A 23,931-nucleotide genomic window follows, 5' to 3' on the forward strand; every position below is an offset into this window, starting at 1 on the left:
CACTCACATCGTATACCACCTTATCCTGAACGGAACTTCGGATACCAAGGTCAACGGAAAACCCTTTCTCATCGCTTAGGTTCGGATCCACTTGCAGGTTCGGGTTATTCACCCGCATGTCATTGAAGTTTACAGCTCGGTAGTTCTGAGAGATGTTGGCATAAATATCGGTGTTGGCGTTGGGTTTGTACGAAGTACCGATACCTCCAATAATGAAGGAGCGGTCAAAATGCTGTGCGTCCTGAATGTTGGTGTCTACAAGGATGGTTCCAGCCAAGTCATACGTTCTTAGCTTGTAATAGCCATCGGCTTCGGTGATGATGTTTTCGAAGCGCAGTCCTGGAGTAATGCTCCATTTGGGAGAAATCTGGAAAATGTTTTCGGCAAAGAAGGATAGGTTTTGGCTGGGGAAGGTGTAATCGCTGTGCTCCAAATCACCAGGGTTGTTGAAATCGAAGTTGGCATCGGAACCATCAGAACCCAAGCCTTGTTTTCTACTTGTATTCCCCGGTAATAGCGCATTCCTACCAGCAAGTTGGAGGAGTTACCTAAGAATTTGTAGGTATGTACCACCCGAGTCTCATTCCCAAAATTGCGGTAACGGTCGGAGAGTAAATCTCTTGGTCCACCTGGATCGGGGCGATTGATAAACCCAAGAATTCCCAATGCTTCCCGAGAGGCTATCAATCCAAAGTTTCGCATCTCCATTCTCCATTTGTGGCTAAATCGATACTCTACGATCAAGGCCATCAGATTCCAGTTTACCCGAAACCAGTTTCTCGCTCTCACTGATTGAGAAGGATCGTCGTAGAACATGTCATCCGTTAATCCACCAGGTTGTTGCGCCAGGTATTGCATTCCGGTATACTCGGCTTTCAGGGTCAATTTCTTCCCGAATTGCTGAACAATTTTAGCGTGGCCGGTAAAGGATTCGAACTGAGAATTGGGTCTCCAACTTTCTCCTCTTTTGTAATTAACAAAGGCATAGTAGCCCGTATTTTTTACCGTTCCACCCACGGAGTTAAAGGAGTTGAACAAACCAAAAGATCCAATGGATTGACTGCTCACCAGACTAAACTTCTTGGAAGGATCCGGACCGCGAAGTTTAAAGTTGATCATTCCGCCAAACTGCGTTCCGTATTGCAAACTGGCCGCTCCACGAACTACATCAATTTGCTCGATGGCTTCAGAGGGTGGGGTGTAATAACTCTCTGGATAACCCAGCGCATCAGCGGCAATGTCGTAACCGTTTTGACGGGTATTAAAATTAGACGTTCGATTGGGACTCAATCCGCGACCACCAATGTCTAACTGAAGTCCGGCCCGATCGCTCTCCCAGATGTTCAATCCGGCTACTCGAGAAAAAATTTGGCGGCTGTTGTTGGTGGCCATGTTGGCCGGAGTTTGATCCAATACAACTACCTCATTCTTCTTACCGGCGAATATATCAACCCCTTCAATCGACCGGCGGTGCATCAGTCCAAATCCAGTAGCATTTTCAGCGATCACGCTAAACTCTTCCAATTCCTCTGAAATGCTGTCCAGCTCAAAGTTGAGGGTATTCTTTCCCTCTACCAAGGTAATTTCTTGCTCGGTACTTTTGATTCCGAGTGTAAATGCGATAACCGTATATGTACCCGTTGGAATTCCTTTTATACTGTACTTCCCTTCCCCATCGGTTTGGGTTTTATAGGGCGTGTACTTGAGAATGATTTCGGTTTGCTCGGAGGTATTTCCGTTGGCTTTCCAGGTCACCTTTCCACTCAATGATGCTTTTTGACCCATGGCCGGCTGAACCAGCATAAGTCCGAACCAAATACACCCTATGACACTCCAGAACTTACTCATTGTTCAAAGGGTTTAATCCATTGTTTATTGGTCCAGGTATCACTCAATTCCGCGAGGTTGACATTGGAATCAATGAAAGGTCTGCTCCCACTTCCGTTAAGCGTAACATAAGACTCAGCAAATATGGCCGCATCAGGATAACCTTTTTCATCCAAATCCTTTTTAATGATCTGAGCAAACTGCAACATCATATCGGGCTGGGTTGACATCATCTTTTCCTGATTAGGAGTCAGGTAATCGCTGTTTCGAATTTCGATTCGTCTATCCGATCCCGGTAATTGGGCGTAGAAAAAAGTACTCCCGGCCTTTTCAATAAGCATGACTCGCCAACCAAAACGAAATCCTTGTTCGTGCCAAAACAGATCACCTGGATAGGCCAAATAACGAAAGGGAAAGGCCCATTGAATGAAGAAATGCAATACTAAGACCGCTGTAATCCATCGAGCTTGAATTCCACGAGACAAGGAATTACCGTCAATTTCAGGATAGCGTACCCATTCTTTCAGTTTTCCCAAAAGGCGCTCATGAAAATCAGCTGAGAAAAAGACCAGGGTAGCCAAAATCATGATGTAAGGAAACATGCCAATCTGAAACAACCAACCGGTGATCACGTGAAAGGAAACCACTGCTCCATAGGCCAGCCAGCGAAAACGCTTGGCCATTAGAAAAAAGGGAATGAACAAGTCGTAAATCGCACCGAACCAGGAAAAAGCAAAAGCTACCCAGGTTTTCTGTAACAAAGCTCCTACCACTGGAATGGTTCCATGAGCCGGCAACCACAGTTTGAGTGGCATAGCCCGAAACAACCAATCGTAGTTAAGTTTGGCAATTCCAGCAAAAAAGTAAACTGTCCCCAATTGCAAACGGATGGCTCCAATGGTCCAGGCAGCCGTAGTATTCCGATTGAGCGATGGCTTTCTCCAAACATCGATTGAAAAATGACGATGGGCCGGCAACAGGATCATCAATAAGGAAACAATACTGATGAAATAGTAGTGATTGAGGTAATTGCTTTTATCAATCAACTCAATGTAGGTAAAACCTAAAAAGAACAAGGTAGCCGACCAGCGGTAAAAGAGACCTAATGCGATTCCTATAGCAGCGAGCATTACGCCAAAAAACAGGAAGTACATACCCATTTCACCAAAGGGTTTCACCCAGTCAAATCCATAGTAGGTAAAGAAGTGCTTGGGCGCAACGTACAAATCGTATATCCACCCTTTTAACCAAAAACGAAGTAAACTCACAAACATCATCAACCCAAACACAATCCGGAAGGTAACCAGAGGTGCGATAGACACTTCACGTGCCGCCGCTTGGTGCAGGGTATGGAATGTTTGTTTAATCACCGTCGTTGTCCTGGTAAGTAATAAGTACTCCTAAACTTGAGGGCATATCCGCCTTTAGGAGAATCACCAATTTTTGAAACTCCTTGAACAATTCAGAGACCTTATCGGAGTCTTGAACCACCGCTTCTTTCATAGTTCCAGGAACGGCATCAATAGCGCTGTAACAAGAAGCAATTTGACTTTTGATGGCGGCATCCAAGGCCTGATCGCCATGTTTTGCACCGAGGCTATTCAAGGCGTCGTCAAGACCCATTCCATTGCTACCATCTTGTTTGGTACCCAAATAGATATTTTCAAGTCCTTTTAGATTAGCTCGAATGAATTCTTTAGAAACATCGCCCTTATAAGCTGCTTCAACATGCCCGGGCAAGGGATCTCCGCTAAAGGATCTTTCTCCATTAGGAATACCCACCTTTCCATCACGTAAAAAACGCTCCAGATGCATGTTAACCGAATTGATCATGATACCCAGTGAGCTTCCCACGTTACTGCCGGTAGCCGACTTAAATTCTGCCACGTGGTTTCCTGATCCTGAATTCCATTCCTGGTAAACAGTTTGTGCCAATTGATCTACTTCAGCAACCAAAGCTTTAAGGTAATCTCCCCGCTTTGAATCTGCCTTAAACTCCTGTACCACTTCTGCTGCAGTAGCATGGTGTAGCAAATAATCGATGGCTGCATATCCCTTTTCATCTAAGCGAGATGCTCCTGACAAATCAAGGTTACCATTTTGAATGTTCTTCTCAATCTGAGTGGTGTCGCAAGGATAAATATTGGTATTGGCCCGAATTACATGATCCGAACCTGGTCCAAATTCAAAAAGTGATACACTCTGCCATGTCTTCTGAGAAGTCTTCCATTTGTCAGAAAAAGCCTGCAAAGAAGATTCAGTAGGATCACTGATAAAAGCATCGGCAAAACTCTTCTGATCAGAAGTGGCCTGGGTATAAGCAAAATAACCGGGTACGATTATTTCATCGCCCCAGTTATTCAATAAACTTTGCTGATCGTAAGATGCCGAGTCCGGTTGTGTCGGTTCCGGATCCGGATCTTTCTTACATCCGGCCAGCAAAATCGCTGCAAATAGAAAAAGTAAAAATCCTTTGTTCACTACAAGTTTGCTTTGTGAGAAGCCAAGTCCTGAATGGCACCTAACTGGTCAATTGCCCAGTCGATGTCAGCCGTTTTAACCTCGTAATTGTTGTCACCTAACTTAGCAAGAATGGCATCCAACTGAGCACCAGACAATGAAGGCTCGTATCCAAAACGAAGGTCATTGATAAAGGCTCTTGCTTCAGAAAGAGTGTGATTTCTTAATGCGTCATCAGCAAAATCAGCTTTTGCCGAATTCAAGTAATGAATTGCAGTACCGGCACATACACGCTCCAATTGCTTGCGAATTTCAGCGATAGCCTCGTCACGAGCGGTGTAATCTTTGTTGATGATTGCGGTACGTCCTTTCAAGTAAGCGGTCATGATAGCCGAGTTGGTTCCCAACAAACCGTCACGAGAATTACTGTACTTACCCCAGAAACGATCTGTTCCGTTAGCCGGGAAATCAGGAGCTGAAGTGAAGTACCCGAAGGCCTCATCCCAGTGGTGCTCCATTTTGGTATAGTTCTTACCGTCTACCAAACTTTCGTTGTCAACGTCCATCTTACCAGAACCTAAGTATACGTTGGTAATTTGGTGATAGAATACAGCGCCCATCAATCCTTTTTCGATCAACTGAGTATACTCCATTCCTTTAGCGTCCATCAAATACGCTTTAGTACCAGACTGAACTACTCCAATCTTTCCATTGGCACCGTCATACTGTCCGGTAACTGTACTATCACTTCCAGCAGCGGCAGCGTTCATCAACCCTTCGAAATAGGCTTGAATAGAAGCATCACCACCAGCTGTTTTATTTTTCAATTGCTTAGAAGACTCATTCAAATCAGCTGTTGACCAAGGTGAGTTTTCATTAGCGTACATATTTAAAAGCTTGGTAGCATCTAAAGAAGTACCTGGAGTGTTAGCGGATTTCAAATAAGAGGTCATCTCGCTCAACATATCCAATCGGTTGGTCTGACCACTGTAGCTTACACTGGTTTCGTTGTTACGCGTAAATACGTATGTGCTTGGCTGAGTATATTTCGAATCAACCGTGGCAGCTATACAACTTCCATCATCTTCCTTGGCATCACTATCGTAATTAGTTGCTGTTGGGTCAGTACACCCTTCTTTCTTACAACTTGAGAAAGCTGCAACCATCGCCAATCCTACTACTAAAAATCTGACTTTTGTCATGTTTATGTTTATTTAGACTTATTTTAAATAACAAGGCAAATGTAGCAGGCGAGGTTGGTCACTACAATACCTACTCATAGGTATTTTGACCTCGTCTCATTTTAAAGTTAAATCTAATAGCGTAGTAATTCGTCTATAGTCTCTTGGAGTCTTTCGGATGCCAGGAAGTCTTTTTCCAACGCCGCAGCAAAAGGAATAGGAGTATCCAGAGAAGCTACCCGTCTTATAGGAGCGTCGAGTGATTCGAAACAATCTTCATTGATTCGAGCGGCAATTTCAGCACCAATGCCACCGGTCAAATTGTCTTCGTGCAATACGAGAACTTTTCCGGTTTTCTCCACCGATGCATATAAGGTATCCCAATCGATGGGTGATAGAGATCTCAGGTTTATGATCTCAATTGAATGATCTGAAAATGATTTAGCTGTTTCCAAAGCCCAATGCACACCCATACCATAGGTAATAATGGTAAGATCGTCACCTTCTTGCTGCACTTTGGCTTTGTCCAGTGGCAAGGTGTAGTATCCTTCACTCACCTCTTCAGACAAACTGCGGTAAAGTGCTTTGTGTTCAAAGAACATCACAGGATTCGGCTCAGCTAAGGCGGCCAACAACATTCCTTTGGCCTCTTCAGGAAAAGCGGGATAAACAATTTTCAATCCAGGCACATGGAAAAACCAGGCTTCGTTGCTCTGTGAGTGAAATGGTCCTGCACCAACACCAGCTCCGGTAGGCATACGTACAACTACGTCAGCATTTTGCCCCCATCTCCAGTGAATCTTGGCCAGGTTGTTTACGATTTGATTGAACCCACAGGTTACGAAATCCGCAAACTGCATTTCCATCATGGCTTTCTTCCCTTTGATGGAAAGTCCCAAGGCGGCACCAACAATGGCAGATTCACATAAGGGTGTATTTCTTACCCGATCGGCGCCAAATTGATCGACAAACCCTTCGGTTACTTTAAACACACCGCCGTACTCCCCAATGTCTTGTCCCATAAGAACCAACTCGGGGTGCTTTTTCATCCCTTCGTTCAATCCAGAAGAAATGGCGTCGATGAAGCGCATCTCTTTTTTCGGGCCTTGAGCTTCAACAAGCTGTGGCTCATGAGCAGCAAACAAGTCACTCACTTCTTTATCGGCGTCTGCTTCTATAGTTTCCTCCTGGGCTGCCTCTTCAACGGCTTTGTTGATGGCCAATTTATTCTTGAGTCGGAAGTGCTCCACATCAGCTTCGGTGATTACCTTTTCTTTTAATAGGTATTCTTCGAAGTTTTTGACGGGATCTTTATCCTCCCATTTTTCGACCAATCCATCTGGATAGTATTTGGTTCCAGAAGCTTCTTCGTGTCCTCGAATTCTAAAGGTTAGGCATTCTACCAAAACGGGAGCCGGGTTTTCCCGCATTTCATCTCCCACTTCTTTAATGGTATTGTATACATCCAGTAAGTTGTTTCCATCACACTGAACGGCCTTCATCCCGTACCCAGGACCTTTATCTATAAATTGCTTGAATCGGAATTGCTGATTGGATGGAGTACTTAAGCCCCATTGGTTGTTTTCGATCAGAAAAATCACGGGCAGTTGCCAAACGGCAGCCACGTTAAGCGCTTCGTGAAAATCTCCTTCACTGGCACCGCCGTCACCAGAGATCACCAAGGTTGCGGCCTTCTCACCATTTAGTTTACCAGCCAGGGCAATCCCGTCGGCAATCCCCAATTGAGGACCCAGGTGAGAAATCATTCCAACCAACTTATGTTCCTTACTTCCAAAGTGAAAGCTACGATCACGACCGTTGGTAAATCCGGAACGCTTTCCTTGAAACTGAGAGAACAAGCGATTCATCGGAACATTACGTGTAGTAAAGATTCCCAGGTTTCGGTGCATGGGAAGAATAAACTCTTCCTCATTCATAGCCAAAGTGGCTCCCACCGAAATGGCTTCTTGTCCCCAGCCGCTGAACCACTTAGAAATTTTCCCTTGACGCAACTGCACCATCATCTTCTCTTCGATTTGACGCGGTAGAAGCAAGGATTTGTAAAAACGGATCAGCTCCTTATTATCCAGATTTTTTCTGTCGAATTTCATGCCTAAAAACTTAGCCCGGCAAATGTAAAATTATCGGAGAAGAAGAATTGTTGGAAAGAAGGGATTTTGAATCTTAAATGTTAAATGATCAAGTTAAATTTTCAGGACTCTTGAAAACGGATGCGGCACCTCATTTAAGATTTACCCCCTCGGGCTGGCGCAATCTTAAATGTTAAATGATCACGATAAATTTTCAGGTTTCTTGAAAACAGATTTATCGCCTCATTTAAGATTTTCCCTTAGCGTTTAAGATTTAGAAACGAGATTGAAAATCCAGTTTTCACATTATTAAGACTTTCCCTTCACTCTCAGAACTCGATTCTCGCATCTCAATCCTCTCTTTCCTTATTTTTGCCGCGCATGAATCGATTTCGAGCACGTCTAACCGCTTACTTGCAACGGACCTTAATGGCCTTTGTGGTCTTTACTCTTTGCCGAATTTTGTTTTACGGCTTCAATGCAGGGCAATTTGCCAACTTGGGAATAGATGAATTTCTGATGGGACTTCGATTTGACGGAGCTGCCTTCTTTTACCTCTTCCTTCCCTTCAACGTATTGTCTCTGGTCGCCTTGCTGGTTCCGGTCAACAAACTCTATGATCAAATCATCAAGTGGTCGTTTCTGGCGAGTAATGCTATTAATGTCATGCTCAACTGCATCGATATTGAGTACTATAAATTCACCCTCAAACGCACTACTTCCGATATTTTTTCGCTGGTCACTTACGGAGATGACATCTATACCCTCATTCCCCGTTTTTTGGTGGACTACTGGTACATCGACCTGATCTTTATCATTCTCGTTTACCTCTCTTTTGTTGTGTACGGCAAAACCGAACGCGAACCTCGGGAAGGTCAATCGCCCAATTGGTTTATTCGGGTTGGAATTACGCTTTCCATTCTGGCTGCTTTGATCGTTATGGGAAGAGGCGGCACTCAGCTGATACCAATTGGCATTATGGATGCGGCCAAAAACACCCAGCCTCAAAATGTTCCTTTGGTTCTCAATACTCCTTTTGCGATCATTCGAACCCTGGACAAAACGGGACTTGAACCCGTGGATTACTATACCTTGGATGAGGTGGATGACTGGTACCATCCCATTACAACCTTTCCCAATGGCAAAGGAGAATTCCGCCCCAAAAACGTGGTTGTCATCGTTCTGGAAAGCTTCTCCAATGAGTTTATCTACCGCGATAAAACCCAAAAGAAACTAACGCCCTTTCTTTCCAAACTAATGGCCAAGTCACGAGTATTTACGCGCTGCTATGCCAACGGAAAGAAATCGATTGAAGGTATTCCTGCCATCGTTTCAGGGATTCCCAGCTTGATGAATACGCCATTCATTTCATCCACTTATGCTGGAGATGAGTTTAGCAGCTTGGCATCATACCTCAATCCTAAGGGATACCACTCTTCCTTTTTTCACGGTGGAAAAAACGGCACCATGAATTTTGATGCCTATGCTGCCGCGGCCGATTTTCAGCACTATTATGGAATGAACGAATACCCCAATCACGGTGATTATGATGGCACCTGGGGGATTTACGATGAGCCTTTTTTCCAGTTTTATGCGCAGGAATTAGAGGAGTTTCCCGAGCCTTTTGTCTCCGTTTTTTTTAGTCTCTCCTCGCACCACCCCTACTCTATTCCTGAGCAATACCAACAGCGATTTATCGGGGGAAAAACACCTTTGGAAAACACGGTTCAATACACCGACTTTGCCCTGGAACAATTCTTCATCAAAGCCCAGCAAAGCGATTGGTACGAAAACACGCTATTCATCATTACCGCCGATCACACTTCCGATTCCAAAAACAAATATTACCGCAACTCCCTGGGTATGTATCACATTCCACTGATTGCTTATTATCCGGATGGCTCGTTGAGCGGAAGCTCCAATCGGGTAACTCAGCAAACCGACATTTTACCCTCAGTTTTGGATTGGCTGCATTACGATCAACCCATATTCTCTTTTGGCCAAAGCATTTTTACCGATAATCCAGGATACAGCACCCAATTTATCAATGAAGTTCATCAACTCATTACCGATGAGTATCTGCTCCAATACAGCGATGAAAAGGTGGTTGGATTTTTTGACATCACCTCGGATACATTATTGAAGAACAATTTGGTGCAGGAGACTTCTCCTATGAAAGATTCTCTGGAAATGGAGATCAAAGCGATCATCCAGCAATACAACAACCGAATGATCTACAACAAATTGAGTGCTGAATGAGGTTTTACCACTTTGTAATCAATCCTAAATCAGGAACGGGTAATGCTCAACAACAGCGGGCTTTAATCGAAAAATTCTTTTCGGGTAGAGCTGAAAAAATGGCCATTCATTTTACAGAATATCCCGGTCATGCTCACGAACTGGCTTTGGAATTGGGCAAAACGAAAGAAGATGTCATTGTCTGTGTAGGCGGGGATGGTTCGATCAACGAAATTGCCCGGGCCTTGATGAACAAGCCAGCCACTCTTGGAGTTATTCCTGTAGGAAGTGGAAATGGATTAGCCCGACATTTGGGCATTCCGCTCAAATCGATCCTGGCACTGGAAGAATTGGTGAAAGACCACAGCATTGCCATGGACGTAGGTGAACTCAATGGACACCCCTTTTTCGTAACGGCAGGAATCGGATTTGAGGCCGAAGTAGCCTACCTGTTTTCCAAAAGATCGATCAGAGGTATTTTGGGTTACACCAGTGAAGCCGTCAAACTTTTCCCTCAGTACCGGTCTAAAACCTACAGAATTTCTACCCCTGATGGGGATCGAGACACACAGGCCTTTAGCCTGACCGTGGCCAACTCATCGCAGTATGGCAACAATGCCATCATTGCCAAACATGCCAGCGTAATGGATGGCTTATTGGACCTTAGTATCATTCACAGTTATCCCAAAATCCTGGGCCCTCAAATTGGTTTGAGTTTGATGACCAATAACCTTCATCAATCCAAGTATTACGAAAGCGAACAGATAACCCGGGTTCAGATTCATGGAACTGAAGGCGAAAAAAAGACCCATGCTCACATTGACGGAGATTCCGTTTTGTTGACCTACCCCTTGGAAGCCATCATTCGTCCCAAATGCCTGAACGTTATCGTTCCCAAAAACAAAATCGTATGAGCCGAAAAAAGAATAACCGCAAAAACAGAATTGATGTGGTTTACTCCACCAATCCGGATTTTAGCTACGAAACAGAATCGGATGAAGAGATGGAAACCCTTGATCCTGAGGATCAGGAGCTACGAGTTTATCTGGAAAAGAAAGGCCGCGGAGGAAAATCGGTAAGCGTAGTTAAGGGATTTGTTGGAACGGAAGATGACCTTATCGATTTGTCCAAAAAGCTGAAAACGAAATGTGGCGTAGGTGGTTCGGTAAAAGATGGAGAAATCTTAATTCAGGGAGACCAGCGTGACAAGATGGTTTCCTTGCTCAAAGAGTGGAATTACCCGTGTAAAAAAGCAGGCGGGTAAATCAAGATCCGGTACAGGTGTAGCCGTCGTCTTCTTTGGCCTTAAGCTCACTCTCATTAGCGGTACACAACGATTCTTCCTGATACTCCGTGTAGGTGGTGTCTGGCGTACGAACTTCGACCGGAACCCGACACTCATAACACTTGGAACAAGACGTCATGGCCAATAAGCCAGCGGCAAAAGACAAGGTGATAAATATCCGTTTCATGGTTATCATTTACCCTTCAAATATACAAGTATCATTCCACAACAGGATTCTTCAGCACTTGATTATACAGGGCTTCGTACTGGGGTAAAATTCGATTGATGTCAAATTCCAAGGCTTGCTCATAGGCCTGCTCTTTGAACCGGTTCAAGGTTTCTGTATCCCTCAATATTTTCAAGGCATTGGCAGCCATGTCATCCACATCACCAACGTCGCTCAGGTAGCCAGAATACTCATGTTTATTCACCTCGGGCAAACCACCGGTATTGGTAGAAATAACGGGCACTTTGGTAATCATAGCTTCCAACGCAGCCAATCCAAAACTTTCAGTTTCCGAGGTCAATAAAAACAGGTCAGCAATGCTGAGTACTTCTTCCACTCCTTGAATTTTGCCCAGGAAAAAAGTATCGTCACAAGCTCCCAACTCCCTGCACATGGCCTCAATTCGGTAACGTTCCGGTCCATCTCCAACAAATAGCATTTTGGAAGGAACTTCTTTGCGAACCTTGTCGAACACAGACATCACGTCTTGCACCCGCTTCACCTTTCTAAAGTTGGATATGTGCATAATGATGCGTTCTCCGTTCGGAGCATAGTAGTTCACCAAAGACGGATTTTCCTTGCGTACATGCCTGTCCGGGCAAATGAAATTGGGAATCACATCTATCGGGCGACTGATTTGGAATAAGCGGTGAGTATCGTCTTTCAAACTGGCAGAAACGGCTGTTACGGCATCGCTTTCGTTAATGGCGAAAGTAATGACTGGTTCAAATGAGGGATCCCGTCCCAGCAAGGTGATATCCGTACCGTGTAGCGTAGTGATGTATGGAATTCGGATATTTTCCTTCGCCAAAATTTTTTGCGCCATAAAAGCCGCTGAAGCGTGCGGAATGGCGTAATGAACATGAAGAAGATCGAGCTTTTCGTGTTTTACCACATCCACCAGTTTACTGGTTAATACAAGTTCGTAAGGCTTATAGTGAAACAAAGGATAATCGGATACGCTCACCTCATGGTAAAACATATTTTCACCCAACTCACTCAACCGGGCCGGCTGATCGTAGGTAATGAAATGCACTTCGTGTCCTTTCTCCGCCAAAGCCATCCCCAATTCGGTGGCCACTACACCACTTCCACCAAAAGTTGGGTAAAGCACGATACCTATCTTCATTGCTAATTTTTTGCCAAAATTAAATCCTCCATCGGGACAGGTGATTGATGGCGATCAATATTTAAGACTATTTCAGGGTTTAGCCTTCTACACGACTTTTAGACGCTTCGATCGCATCGTAAATCACTTCCTGAATTCGGGTACGGGTATTGAGCTGAATAAGCTTGTAGTTAGAAGCATCAGGATACACCCGATTGGATAGAAAAATGTACACCACTTCTTCGGTCGGATCGGCCCAAGCCATGGTTCCGGTAAACCCTGTGTGGCCAAAGCTCTCGTAAGAAATACAGTGGCAGGTCGGGCCGCCGCCGCCATCTCTTACCGGCTTATCGAAACCTGCTCCACGACGATTGTCATCTTCGCAGAACTGACACTTGGTAAACTCTTTAACCGCTACCCGAGAGAGGTATTGCTCATTGCCATAGTGACCAAATTGCATAAAACACTGCATGATCTTGGCCAGGTCATTCGCATTGGAAAACAATCCCGCATGACCACCTACTCCACCCATCATCGCCGCTCCAGGATCATGAACGTCTCCATGAATAAGCTGACGGCGAAAGGTTTTGTCATTTTCTGTCGGAACAATCTGATCCAAAGGGGCCCTTTCCCGTGGATAAAACCCTGTGGTGGTCAAGCCCATGGGGCGATAGAATTCCTGCAGCACGTATTGATCCAAGGTCTGTCCAGTCTCCTTCTCAACGATCATTTTAAGGAAGTAATAACCCAAATCGCTGTATTTATAGTCTCGGTTGTCGCGCAAAGGTGTATTGAGGATCTCGCTAATTATCTGAGCTGGGTAATCCTTATGCATGTAAAGGCTCTCAGTTACTTTGTAGGGATACGTCTCTGACTTAACCAGGGAGTAGTAGTTGTACATCGGGTATCCGTTGGCCAAAGTTCTTTTGTAGAAAGGAATCCAAGGCACCAATCCGGCCTGGTGAGCAAGCATATCTCTCAACTTGATTTCGCTGTACTGATAGGTGGCAGTATCTACCCACTCTGGCAAATAATCACACAGGTAATTATCGAGGCTAACCTTCCCTTCATCCATCAGCTTCATCAAGCTGAAGGTTGTTGCTGCCACTTTGGTAATGGAAGCCAAATCGTAAATGGATTCGTCCGTAACCGGAATCTTTTTGTCGTAGGTGTGGTATCCAAAATTTTTAGAGTAAAGTACCTTTCCCTTGCGGGCTACCAGAATCTGGCATCCAGGATAAGCTCCCTGGCGAATTCCTTCCCAGGCAATAGAATCGATTTGAGCCAGGTCTGAACTATTGATTCCTAAATCTTCAGGAAGCGAATATTCGAACCGCCCAATAGCTTCTTCAGCTAGACCTGTTCCCACCGGAAAAGTTTCACCAACGGAAACCGGTAGCTTTCCTTCAAACGGAATTGCTCCAAACAGGGCTTGAGCCATATAGTCCTGGTACCATTCGTTATCATGGTATCCCATGGCCAATGCTTCCAATCGGTTTACCCCAGTGAAACGGGCAAGACCATAAGGATTTCCGAAATAGGAGAATATCGTTGGTTTCTTCTCAGCGAGCAAGGTCAAGAAGTCAACGGCTTCGTTGGTCACTCCAAATTTTCGGGAAGGGTATTGACTTGTACCATGCAAACTCACAATGAGCAAATCGTAGTCGGCTACTTTGTCATTGATCTCAATCAGGTTCTTAAGTTGCGGTTTCTTGCTCACCTGAAAATGGTCGACCTGAGCATATCGGGACAGACCACTTTGAAAGGTATTTACCGAATCAGCCCCAATGGCGATGCTGGCAATTTTCAGGCTATCCAAATTGCGAATGGGAATCACCTGCTTGTTGTTTTTCAATAGAGTCAGGGACTTCTTCACTAGGTTCCGATTCACCATTTCAGCCTCTTTTTCCGACAGGTCATTGGCCAAATTATCGAGAACGATGGGTTCGTATTTATCCAACCCCACCCACTTTTTGGCAGCTAATATTTTACGGCAGCGACGATCCACTTCTTCTTGAGTAATCAACCCTTCAGCAATACTTTCTTTGATTTTTTTGATCGCTTGAGGAACATCTTCAGCAAAGAGCAATACATCGTTACCGGCCAGCAAAGCTTTTACATCTACTTCTCCAGGTTTGTAAAACTGGCTCACCCCTTTCATGTTGAGTGCATCGGTAAAAATGAGTCCCTTGAATTTAAGGTCATCTTGCAACAGTTCTGTCACCACATTAGGGCTCAAAGTTGTTGCTGTGTTTTCTGCAGGTTCTAAGGCAGGTACTTGCAAGTGAGCAACCATCACACTGGCCAAACCACCATTGATCAACTCTCGGAAAGGATAGAGTTCAATATCATGCAGGCGGGTACTATCGTGGTTAATCACGGGAAGTGCCTTGTGCGAATCTTTGTCCGTATCGCCGTGCCCAGGAAAGTGCTTGGCACAGGCCACCACATGTTCATCCTGCATTCCCTTCATGTAGGCCATTCCCATCTGAGCCACACGCAGTTTATCTTCTCCAAAAGACCGGGAATTGATAACCGGGTTGTTGGGGTTGTTGTTTATGTCAACCACGGGTGCAAAATTCACGTGCACTCCAAGGCGTTTACATTGCATGGCCAAAACACGACCCATTTCGTACACTTCAGAGGGATCCGCAATGGCTCCCAAGGCCATTTGACGAGGAAATTCCATCGTGCTATCCAACCGCATGGAAAGCCCCCATTCAGCATCCATTGCGATCATCAACGGCACCTCACTTTTCTCCTGGTAAGCATTCGTCAATTTAGCCTGACGAACAGGACCTCCTTGAAAGAAAATCAGCCCGCCAATGTGGTACTGGGTAATGAGCTTATTGATTTGTTTAATGTGATCCTCGTCCCGGTTGGAGTAGGCTGCTACCATAAAAAGCTGGGCGATCCGTTGCTCTTCGGTTAGGTTACGCATGGTTTTATCCACCCATTGATCGGTAGAATCAAGCAGAAATTCGGGGGTTTGAAAAGTCGATAAGTAGGGCTTTGACTCCGGATCATCTGCGATATCGCTGAACTGCGCATAGGTGGGCAGGACAAGCCAAAGGCAAAAGAACCAGGTAATTGCGGATCGGATCATGTGTTACGCGAATTGAAGGGAATTCAACATCTAAAATTAGAATATCCAACACCGTGCCAGGTAGTTAGGAAAGGTACTTATTAACATTTCGAGTTGAACTTTTCAATCTTGAATCTTGAATCATCAATCTTCATTTTTTCATGTTCAAGATTCGAGATTGATGATTGAAACTTCCTTGTTACTTTTGCAGCGTTGCAATTCGTTCCATCGCTCCGCTTTGTCGGAGAGGAAAGTCCGGACACCGAAGAGCGCCATACCCTGAGAAACCAGGGGCAGTTGTTGGGAGACTGGCAATTGACAGATAGGGCCGCAGAAAGTATACCGCCGTTTTCAATTTTATTGGAAAAGGTAAGGGTGAAAAGGTGCGGTAAGAGCGCACCAGTAGGGTTGGCAACAGCCTTAGCTTGGTAAACCTTTTGGGGTGAAAGGCCAAATAAACCCGGGTTTGAGGGCTGCTCGTCCAAACCGGGAGGGTAGGTCGTATAGACAAATGATGGATTAAAACAGAATCCGGCTTATTAAGGTTGTAGCATTTAAGCAATGAGAACGTAGAACGAGAACGAATCTTTTAAAGACCGTCCTCGCTCTTCGAACTCGTTCTCTTTATAGGAATGAGTAGTTCTTAGCGTACTCCATCATTTGCTCGCTAAAGTCGTCTGGGTATTCTACTTTAACGTCAACGATTTTTCCGTCTTTTTCTACGGGTACCAATCGTGGGTTAATGAATCCACCGTAAGGAGCAATGTTTAGCTTCTCGCTACGCTCCAATACTTCGCGGTGAATGTCCTGATCCACTTTTACACCATATCCTTCTACCATTTCAGTAGCGGCAGCATAATCACCCTGAGATTTAATTCGCTGAATTTCACGCAACAATTCACCGAAAATTACCTGTAGTTTTTCATAGTCGTTGATCCGGAAATAGGTCTTTCCATCCTGAACCACTTTTTCAATGACGTTTTCTTCTTTTCCTCTTTCGTAGGCCCAAGAAGCTACCAACTGACGGTTTCTCATGTGAGCTTCTTCAATATCAGCTCCTGGCTCCAAACGACGAAGCTGAGCCATCAAACCATTGCGGATGTAAGAATCGTACTCGGCTTTTCCAACTTCAAGACTTTCCATCAATCCCAAATCGATCAAATGAGAGTCCAACAAGAAGTACAAGGCTACCAAGTCAGCTCTACCCTCTTCCAGAGTTGATGCATAGCTTTCCAAAGTTTCCTTAGGCGTTCCTACACCTTCTTCCAGTTTTCCGGAAGCGTGACCTACTACTTCGTGTAGAGCGGTGTGTAGTTTGGATGCCAATTTTCCGTGATCTTTTGCTCTTTGGTACTCTTCCTCGGTCAGGCAGAATTCCTTTAACATTTTAGATCCACCAGCCTGGCTGTAGGCCTCAACAATGTTTCCAAGAGAAACGGACTTAGAACCATGCTTAGCACGGATCCAGTTGGCATTAGGTAAGTTCACACCGATTGGTGTGCTTGGAGAAGCGTCTCCACTTTCCACGGCAACGTTGATTACCTTGTAGGTAACACCCACTACTTTTTCCTTCTTGTGACGGTCTTCAATGCTCGAGTTGTCTTCAAACCACTGAACGTTGTCCTGAAGAACTTTCATCCGCTCAGAAGCATCAAAATCTTTTACCTGAATAATGGATTCATAAGTCGCACGGTAGCCCATGGCATCACCATATACCTCGATAAATCCATTGATGTAGTCTACCACATCACCAGTTGTTTGAGTCCATTGAATGTTGTACTCATCCCACTTTTCCAGATCACCGGTTTTGTAGTATTCGATCAACAATTCAAATCCTTTTTTCTGCTCTTCGCTTTCAGCAACGGTGGCGGCTTTCTCCAACCAATAAATCATTTTTTGGATCGCTGAACCATACATACCGTCAGCCTTCCAAACCATTTCAGTAAGGTTACCATTCTCGTCGCGAACCAACTTAGAGTTCAATCCATAAGAGATTGGTTCGGCATCGTTGGTATCGATTACTGATTTGTAGTAAGCCTTAACTTCTTCTTGGGTAATTCCATCGTCGTAGAAGTTGTTCGCAGAACCAGCGATCAAGTCTTTCTTAGGGTCCAGATTCACTCGCTTGGTATCGGTGGTTTTATCAAAAATGATGTCCACGATAGCTGCGTCCAAAGTGGTATTTGTTTCGGTCAATACCTGATCGAAGAATTCCCGGCTACAAGTAGGGTTGAATTTCTCCGTGGAATAGTGATGGTGAATACCGTTGGAGAACCATACTCTTTTGGTGTAATCCATAAACCCTTTCCAATCGGCCGAGTTTTTATCACCCTGGTAGTTAGCAATCACATTTTCCAGAGCTCTCCGGATAACTATGTTGTGCTTGTAGTTCTGATCGTAGATAATATCGCGACCACTCAAGCTCACTTGGTATAGATAATAGACAAGTTCCTTTTGCTTCGGAGTCAACTGATCAAACCCAGGCACTTGATAGCGAATGATTTTAATATCCGCAAATTGCTCGGTTTGATACTTAAATTTTTCTTCTGTTTTCTCTGGATTATCAGCGTTATCCATTGTGTCATTCGATTTTTCTACCTGGCAGGAATACAGCGAAAGTGCCGCCAATCCGCTAAGCAGATATGCTCTGGTTTTCATGTGCGTGAAATTTTAGGATCCCAAATATCGCATAATCGGAGAAATGATCGATGGGGTTTCAATCTTGAATCCTCAATCTTGAATCTTGAAGCTCAAATTTGTAGGATTTCAAGATGGAAGAATGAGATCAATATTTCGAATTTTAAGTGCTTAGGATAACATCAAAATTCAGAATTCAAGATTCTAATGCTGAACCGTAACTCGATAAACGGCATCACCTTTTGAAGTGGAAATCCGCAACAGATAGATTCCATTAGCCAAAGCCGATACATCAACGGTTTCCTGATGAACCGAAGGAATTTCATAAAGGGTTCTGGAAGTAATCTCTTCGCCCAACATTCCGGTAAGCGTAAGAACTGCCTCAATGCCCTCCATTCCTTTCAGCTCAATATTCAACTGCTGATCTGATGGATTTGGAAATAGCGTAATATCTGCTGTTTGGGCCAATGAAGGATCAATGCCTAAACAAATATCCTGATAGGAAATTAACACCTCATCCTGATTGGCGCAGCCATTCAAATCCACTACGACTGAATAACGGCCAGCCTTGGTTACGGTAATTTTCTGGCTACTTCCTCCTGTGTTCCAAGTGTAATTAGCACCCGCATTTCCGGCATCCAACTCTAAGGTTTGATTCCCACAGAAGCTACGATCACCCCCCAAATTCACAGCTGGAATGGGTTTTATCAAAACATTCTTGCTCGCCGTATCGGTACATCCTCTGAAGTCAGTAAAGCTGTAGTATACTGGGAAACTACCCAAGCCTGATGATTGAACATCAAAACTTCGGGCGTTAGAATTCACGTATTGCCCAAACAACGTACCTGCTGGAGGCGTACCACTCAATAATCCAACGGTAGTCTGATTTTCACATGCCTCGGGCTGATCGGGTAATTGTACGTTAGGTTTCGGGTGAATCAGTACCGGACGAATCTCAGTGGTATTACAGCCACCTGTTCCATTCACGGTATAGGTAATATTGTGCAAACCTGGGCCTGTAGCAGCAGGATTCAAAATAGTCCCATTCACGGTACCTCCACCGAAGGTTCCTCCAGCCGGAGTCACATTTAGTGCAAAATTTCCTTGATTCTCACACAGGGTTGATATGGAGTCAAAGGTTACGTAAGGTGCGGGCTTCACTTGAACGGTTGTCCAAGCCGTGTCGTGGCAACCATTCATTCCGTAAAACACGTAGTAAATGGTGTCGGTACCCACATCCTTGGGCAAGAACTTGCTGTGCTGCACATTTCGACCATAGTAGTATCCGGATGGACCAACGGGTGACCCTCCGCTTAGGGCCATTCGATTTCTACGATCCTGGCACACGGCGGTCATCGGGGCTAAGGATACATTCACGGTTGTATCCACTTTTACTAAAGCCGTTGCCGTACTGGCACATCCATAATAATTTGAATATCGATAAGTGATCAAGTGATTTCCGAGTCCGGCAATCTTCGGGTCAAAGCGATTGTTGACCACACCGGTTCCGGTAATCATACCTCCTCTGGGCTGACCATGGAGACTATCGGCAGCCGCGTTTTCGCAAACCATCCGTGGACTAAAGGTCACAGTGGGATAAGGCACTTCAATAATTTCAATACTATCCCGGGTTACACATCCATTCGATGCAGCTACATCCACAAAGTAGGTACCCTTGCGAGTTACACTAAAATTCGGACTGGTGGAATTGTCCTGCCATTTGTAGGATACAGCTCCAGTGGTCGTGGCATTCAGAGGGTGATTGATCGAAACTCCCACACAATAACCAGTATCTCGGCCGATATCCACATTCAAGGAAGGGCGCACTCCAACGGGCACTTCTACCAAATTAGAATTACAACCATCTACCGAGATGTACCAATCATAGAAGAAGTAGTAAGAAAAGGTGCTTCCGTTGATATCTCCAAGTAATACACAGGCGGAATCAGCATCCCAATACGGATAATTTACCGTGCTGTAGGTTCTCCATAATCCACGACAAGTGGTCCCTGTTGCTTCCAGTTTGTATCCGTATCCCTGAGGTACCAAAAAGTTAATAGGCAAAACCTCTTCTCCCGTAATTCCAACCTTGAAGGTATCGGACATGATTTTGGTATTGGAGGCATCCAATAGGTTAACGATTACATCGCCCGAATCAAAGGGGTGAACGGTAACTGAGTCAATCGTAAATTCTCGAACGGCATCAAAGGTCATTCCCTGCGTCATAAAGGAGTAGTTAGCTCCAGTGGTACCGGAAATATTTTTCATCCCGAAATTACTAACGTAGTCATCAGAAGCCTCTACCCAAAGTGTATCTGGAGTGGAAATGTTTAAACGGAATGAGTCTCCGGTGTGAATTCTATTTCCACCTGGCTTGTCATACCAGTAGGTCAATTTTCCATTGGAGGTTGAAACCAAGGTGGTATCAATATCTGAACATGCCACTATGTTGGTTCCCACTACAGGATCGTTTGGCGTTCGATTGATAAAGAAGTTGCCAAATTCTAAAGTATCGTTGATTCTAAGCGAATCGTTGTTCAGGTTGGAAATGATTTTAATTTGAAAACGGCCACCCAATCGAGTGCTGATTTTACCCACCAAAACGGTATCCGCTTTATTGGACTGAATGGTGCGACTCACGGTCGTACTTATTGTATCTGAATGAGCACCGATCACTTGCACCTCTATCGGAAGGCTGGTAATAGAATTGGTACCATTGTTTTTTACCAATACTTCCACATCAACCGAATCCATCCCGCAATCACCACTGTTCGGTGAAATCAAACCAATGGGTCTAAGGTCAATGGATTTTGGAGAAAACTCATCCGCTCCGATATCGGGTGCCGTCACACTTCTTACCTGGCCATCATAATCTAATGGAACAGCGGTAATCGGTGTTCCCATGTTGTTCAAATCAATGGCCTGAACATGCAAATCAGAGACGGAGTAGTAACCCGGATCCACGTTGATGGTGGTTGACGCCTGAGTTTGGGTAGATAGGAAGTCAATTCCCGATCGGGAATGAAAGTTGTTGTAAGATTCCTGCATGGGGCCTGCCTGCTCGTAAGCTGTTCCAGATCCCAAATGCGCCACGCAGTTGTTTTGAAGAAGACAAGTAGCCGCATTGTTCATAAACATGGCTGTTGACGCCTGACCTCCTGCATTGAATAAAACATTGTTGTGGGCAATATCCATATAACTTCCGGCAAGAATTTGAAGACCATCCCCCTCTGGAGCACTGTGATTGGGCATCACGATCCAGTTATTGAACACTTCACAACGGTTGCCGTTAACTCCTTCAATCAGGTTCATGTATACTACCTGGGCATTGGAAGCGCCAACGGATACAAAGTTGTTGTTGAATTTCAGGAAGCGGCTGTAGTAAATGTAAACACCATAGGTCGTGTAAGGAACATTTATCCGAGGAGACACTTTACAATGCTCCACTTTGGGCCCCTCATTGTAAGCGATATTGATTCCCTGGTAGTAGAAATCAAGAACTTCAGAATTTTGGAGTACAAAACTGGTATCGCGGAAAGTAGCTCCCGTACCTTCTATGTTCACTCCAAAGTATCCACCTCGAATGACGGAATTGGATATCGTTAAACGACTCAAGACATTATTCGCCCGATTAGAAACTGCCCGACATTGAAACGAGGTACTTGTTGTATCAGTCCGAATTTCACAGCTGTCAATGTGAATGTCATGGTTATCGCCAACAAAATTCATGGCAATACCAAAAACATTGTCACACCGGAAGCGAATGTTTTTGATCGTTACGTGCGACATTCCGGTAAGTTCTACTCCCGGGCTCAAATTGGTAAATACCAATGGGTTTTGCTGCACTCCGGTATCGGCGGTAATCAACAAGGAGTCAGTTGCACTGAGACCACTAATTCCATTGATCAACAAGCGTTCGTTATAACTTCCGGCACGCAATTTCAAGGTAACCGGGCCACAAACACCATCTTGCTGCAAAGCTGTGATGGCACTCATAACAGTTGGAAAATCGGGAGTAATACCACCAATGGTATAGGTACCTGACATGGCCGTTTGGAAAGTTCGGGTAACCAGGGTATCGTTGCTGCTATTCAAATCCACGCCAGAATTCGGAGCCGACACATAGGCCCTGATTTGGTAGGAAGAATCTTTCTGAAAAGTATAGGTACCCAAAGTCGCCATGGTCTCTTCGGCCGAAGCCAAAGACCCCGTCCAGCTGTAGGGTGTTTGAGCTACGAATGCACCCGCATTTCTTTTGACCAGCCAGTGAATGGTAGCAGTCTTAATGGTATCCAATCCGAGATTAAGCAAATTGGTGGTGACACTTTGACTTCCGGTACAGTAGATATCATCCAACCAGACGATTCCCATGTCCAAAGAATCGGGATCAAATTCATCTGCACCAATATCGGGCTCAGTTGTGCTTCTGATGTCTCCATCAATATCGGTGGTAACACCGGGAGTGGTTTGTCCAGCGGCATTCAACTTTACAAAGTCAACATGCAAATCGGTAACGCCATGAAAATTGGGATCTACGGCTATCGAATTGGCTCCTGGAGTGGTGTTGTTGGGCGTAGGTGAATGGGGCGCCCAAATGTTGTTGTAATCATGGGTTTGAGTACCCAAGGTATAATAGGCATGACCCGAGGTAGCAAGGTTGGCAAAAATGTTGTTTTTAACCGTGGTGTTAGACCCAAAATAGAAGTAACCTGCTCTCAGGTTCGTTAATCCAGCATCTACTTTAACCGTATTGAAAACAAAGTCAGAATAGTTGCAGCTGTATAGACAGGCCCCGTAAAAGGCACGAGCGGCATAAATGGTATTGCTGGCTATCAGATTTCGATCCGAAAAACTTCCGTCACAGTATCGCAAATACAAAGCGTAGGCGTAGCTGCTTGGATAACATTCAATCTGGTTCCGCTCGATTTCAACGCGATCAGAATAATTCAAATAGACCCCATAAATAGCAGTGGAAGCCACATTTTTTGAAATAATCTTGTTGTCCTTCAACTTTAGATTGAGGGTATACAAAGCTTCAACACCACGGGAATACCATCCGGTAATCTCATTGTTCTCCAAGGTCCATCCGTTTTGCAGGGTAACGGTATTTGATCCAGCAATGTAAAATCCGTACGAACCATTTCGGATCGCGCAATCTTTAAAAGTGACGTTGGTGGCCTGATTGGCTGCTCCGGAATGGTCATAAACTGTAGCATGTACTGTATTGCTGATAAAGGTATTGTAACCTTCGAGGGAGCATTCTGTAAAGGTGATATTGCTCGTGGCTCCTGTAAATTCAACAGCATGACCATAGCTGATACCGGTAACGCGAACAGTAAGAGAATCGAAGGTTACATAATCACAACCACTTAGGGTGATCGTTCCGCTATTGGCGGCTGAAAGGGCTCCATATTGCAGAATAACAGCACCTGTATTGGCAGAATCAGGTTGAAAGGTAACCGTATTGATCGCCGAGCTTCCGGTAATGGCATTTATCTGTATCCGACCGGTATAAGTACCGGTGCGAATCTTAAAGGTTACTGCCCCATTTACACCTTGAGAGTTGAGTGAATCAACCGCTTCAACAACGGTGGCATAATTGGCTCCAGTACCCCCGACAGTGTACGAACCAGAAAGCTGGGCGAGACCAGTCAAACTGAATGCAAGGAAAGCCAGGGTCAGCGAAAATATTTTATTCATAATTGTTGGGTGTTAAATCTGCTTATCCTACCTAAGTCACTAAAGGTAACAACTATTTCAGTTATAGACGAAAAAAGCACCCCGGTGGTTGGCT

General features: G+C 44.7%; 13 protein-coding genes and 1 other RNA gene. 4 read left to right on the forward strand and 10 right to left on the reverse strand.

All coding sequences use genetic code 11. From position 1 onward, the window contains the following. Positions 1-288: 288 nt before the first annotated feature. From KFE98_03500 to KFE98_03520, 5 genes are all read right to left on the reverse strand, one after another. Entirely contained in the window at positions 289-1,848 is a 1,560-nt protein-coding gene (locus KFE98_03500) for a carboxypeptidase-like regulatory domain-containing protein (protein UTW63235.1), read from the reverse strand. Beyond that, the gene (locus KFE98_03505; GenBank protein UTW64631.1) at positions 1,845-3,104 is read right to left on the reverse strand and encodes an HTTM domain-containing protein; all 1,260 of its coding nucleotides are present in this window, start codon (positions 3,102-3,104) and stop codon (positions 1,845-1,847) included. The genes KFE98_03500 and KFE98_03505 overlap by 4 nt, the downstream gene beginning before the upstream one ends. An 85-nt stretch (positions 3,105-3,189) precedes the next feature. Then, entirely contained in the window at positions 3,190-4,308 is a 1,119-nt protein-coding gene (locus KFE98_03510) for an imelysin family protein (GenBank protein ID UTW63236.1), read from the reverse strand. Next, a complete protein-coding gene (locus KFE98_03515; protein ID UTW63237.1) occupies positions 4,308-5,489 on the reverse strand; it encodes a DUF4856 domain-containing protein in 1,182 nt (393 codons plus the stop codon). Before KFE98_03515 ends, KFE98_03510 begins: the two co-directional genes overlap by 1 nt. Positions 5,490-5,602: 113 nt before the next feature. Beyond that, positions 5,603-7,579 carry a dehydrogenase E1 component subunit alpha/beta gene (locus KFE98_03520; protein UTW63238.1) on the reverse strand — a complete coding sequence of 659 codons (1,977 nt, stop codon included), beginning with the start codon at positions 7,577-7,579 and terminating at the stop codon, positions 5,603-5,605. Positions 7,580-7,939: 360 nt separating this feature from the next. Here KFE98_03520 and KFE98_03525 point away from each other — a divergent pair, with 360 nt between their 5' ends. Genes KFE98_03525 through KFE98_03535 form a run of 3 tightly spaced genes read left to right on the forward strand, consistent with a single transcriptional unit; the run spans position 7,940 to position 11,060 of the window. Beyond that, complete coding sequence (locus KFE98_03525; GenBank protein UTW63239.1) at positions 7,940-9,817, forward strand: sulfatase-like hydrolase/transferase; 1,878 nt, start codon at positions 7,940-7,942, stop codon at positions 9,815-9,817. Then, complete coding sequence (locus KFE98_03530; GenBank protein UTW63240.1) at positions 9,814-10,710, forward strand: YegS/Rv2252/BmrU family lipid kinase; 897 nt, start codon at positions 9,814-9,816, stop codon at positions 10,708-10,710. The genes KFE98_03525 and KFE98_03530 overlap by 4 nt, the downstream gene beginning before the upstream one ends. After that, positions 10,707-11,060 carry a translation initiation factor gene (locus tag KFE98_03535; protein UTW63241.1) on the forward strand — a complete coding sequence of 118 codons (354 nt, stop codon included), beginning with the start codon at positions 10,707-10,709 and terminating at the stop codon, positions 11,058-11,060. Before KFE98_03530 ends, KFE98_03535 begins: the two co-directional genes overlap by 4 nt. 1 nt (position 11,061) lies before the next feature. Here the strand turns inward: KFE98_03535 and KFE98_03540 are convergent, their stop codons facing one another. The 3 genes from KFE98_03540 to KFE98_03550 all read right to left on the reverse strand — a co-directional run bounded on the left by KFE98_03540 (position 11,062) and on the right by KFE98_03550 (position 15,521). After that, the gene (locus KFE98_03540) at positions 11,062-11,268 is read right to left on the reverse strand and encodes a hypothetical protein (GenBank protein UTW63242.1); all 207 of its coding nucleotides are present in this window, start codon (positions 11,266-11,268) and stop codon (positions 11,062-11,064) included. Positions 11,269-11,299: 31 nt separating this feature from the next. Further along, positions 11,300-12,436 (reverse strand): N-acetyl-alpha-D-glucosaminyl L-malate synthase BshA, encoded by a 1,137-nt coding sequence (gene bshA / locus KFE98_03545; GenBank protein ID UTW63243.1) that lies wholly within the window; start codon positions 12,434-12,436, stop codon positions 11,300-11,302. A 79-nt stretch (positions 12,437-12,515) separates the two neighbouring features. Continuing rightward, positions 12,516-15,521, reverse strand: a complete 3,006-nt coding sequence (locus KFE98_03550; protein ID UTW63244.1) for a serine hydrolase — start codon at positions 15,519-15,521, stop codon at positions 12,516-12,518. A 191-nt stretch (positions 15,522-15,712) separates the two neighbouring features. Here KFE98_03550 and rnpB point away from each other — a divergent pair. After that, positions 15,713-16,056, forward strand: an RNA gene (gene rnpB / locus KFE98_03555) — RNase P RNA component class A. Positions 16,057-16,124: 68 nt separating this feature from the next. Here rnpB and KFE98_03560 read toward each other — a convergent pair. Together KFE98_03560 and KFE98_03565 are read right to left on the reverse strand one after the other, a co-directional pair. Then, positions 16,125-18,158 carry a dihydrofolate reductase gene (locus KFE98_03560; protein ID UTW63245.1) on the reverse strand — a complete coding sequence of 678 codons (2,034 nt, stop codon included), beginning with the start codon at positions 18,156-18,158 and terminating at the stop codon, positions 16,125-16,127. Positions 18,159-18,341: 183 nt separating this feature from the next. After that, a complete protein-coding gene (locus tag KFE98_03565) occupies positions 18,342-23,837 on the reverse strand; it encodes a right-handed parallel beta-helix repeat-containing protein (GenBank protein ID UTW63246.1) in 5,496 nt (1,831 codons plus the stop codon). Positions 23,838-23,931: the final 94 nt, after the last annotated feature.

Source organism: bacterium SCSIO 12741, from assembly GCA_024398055.1.
In the GTDB taxonomy this organism is placed as follows: Bacteria; Bacteroidota; Bacteroidia; order Flavobacteriales_G; family Salibacteraceae; genus SCSIO-12741.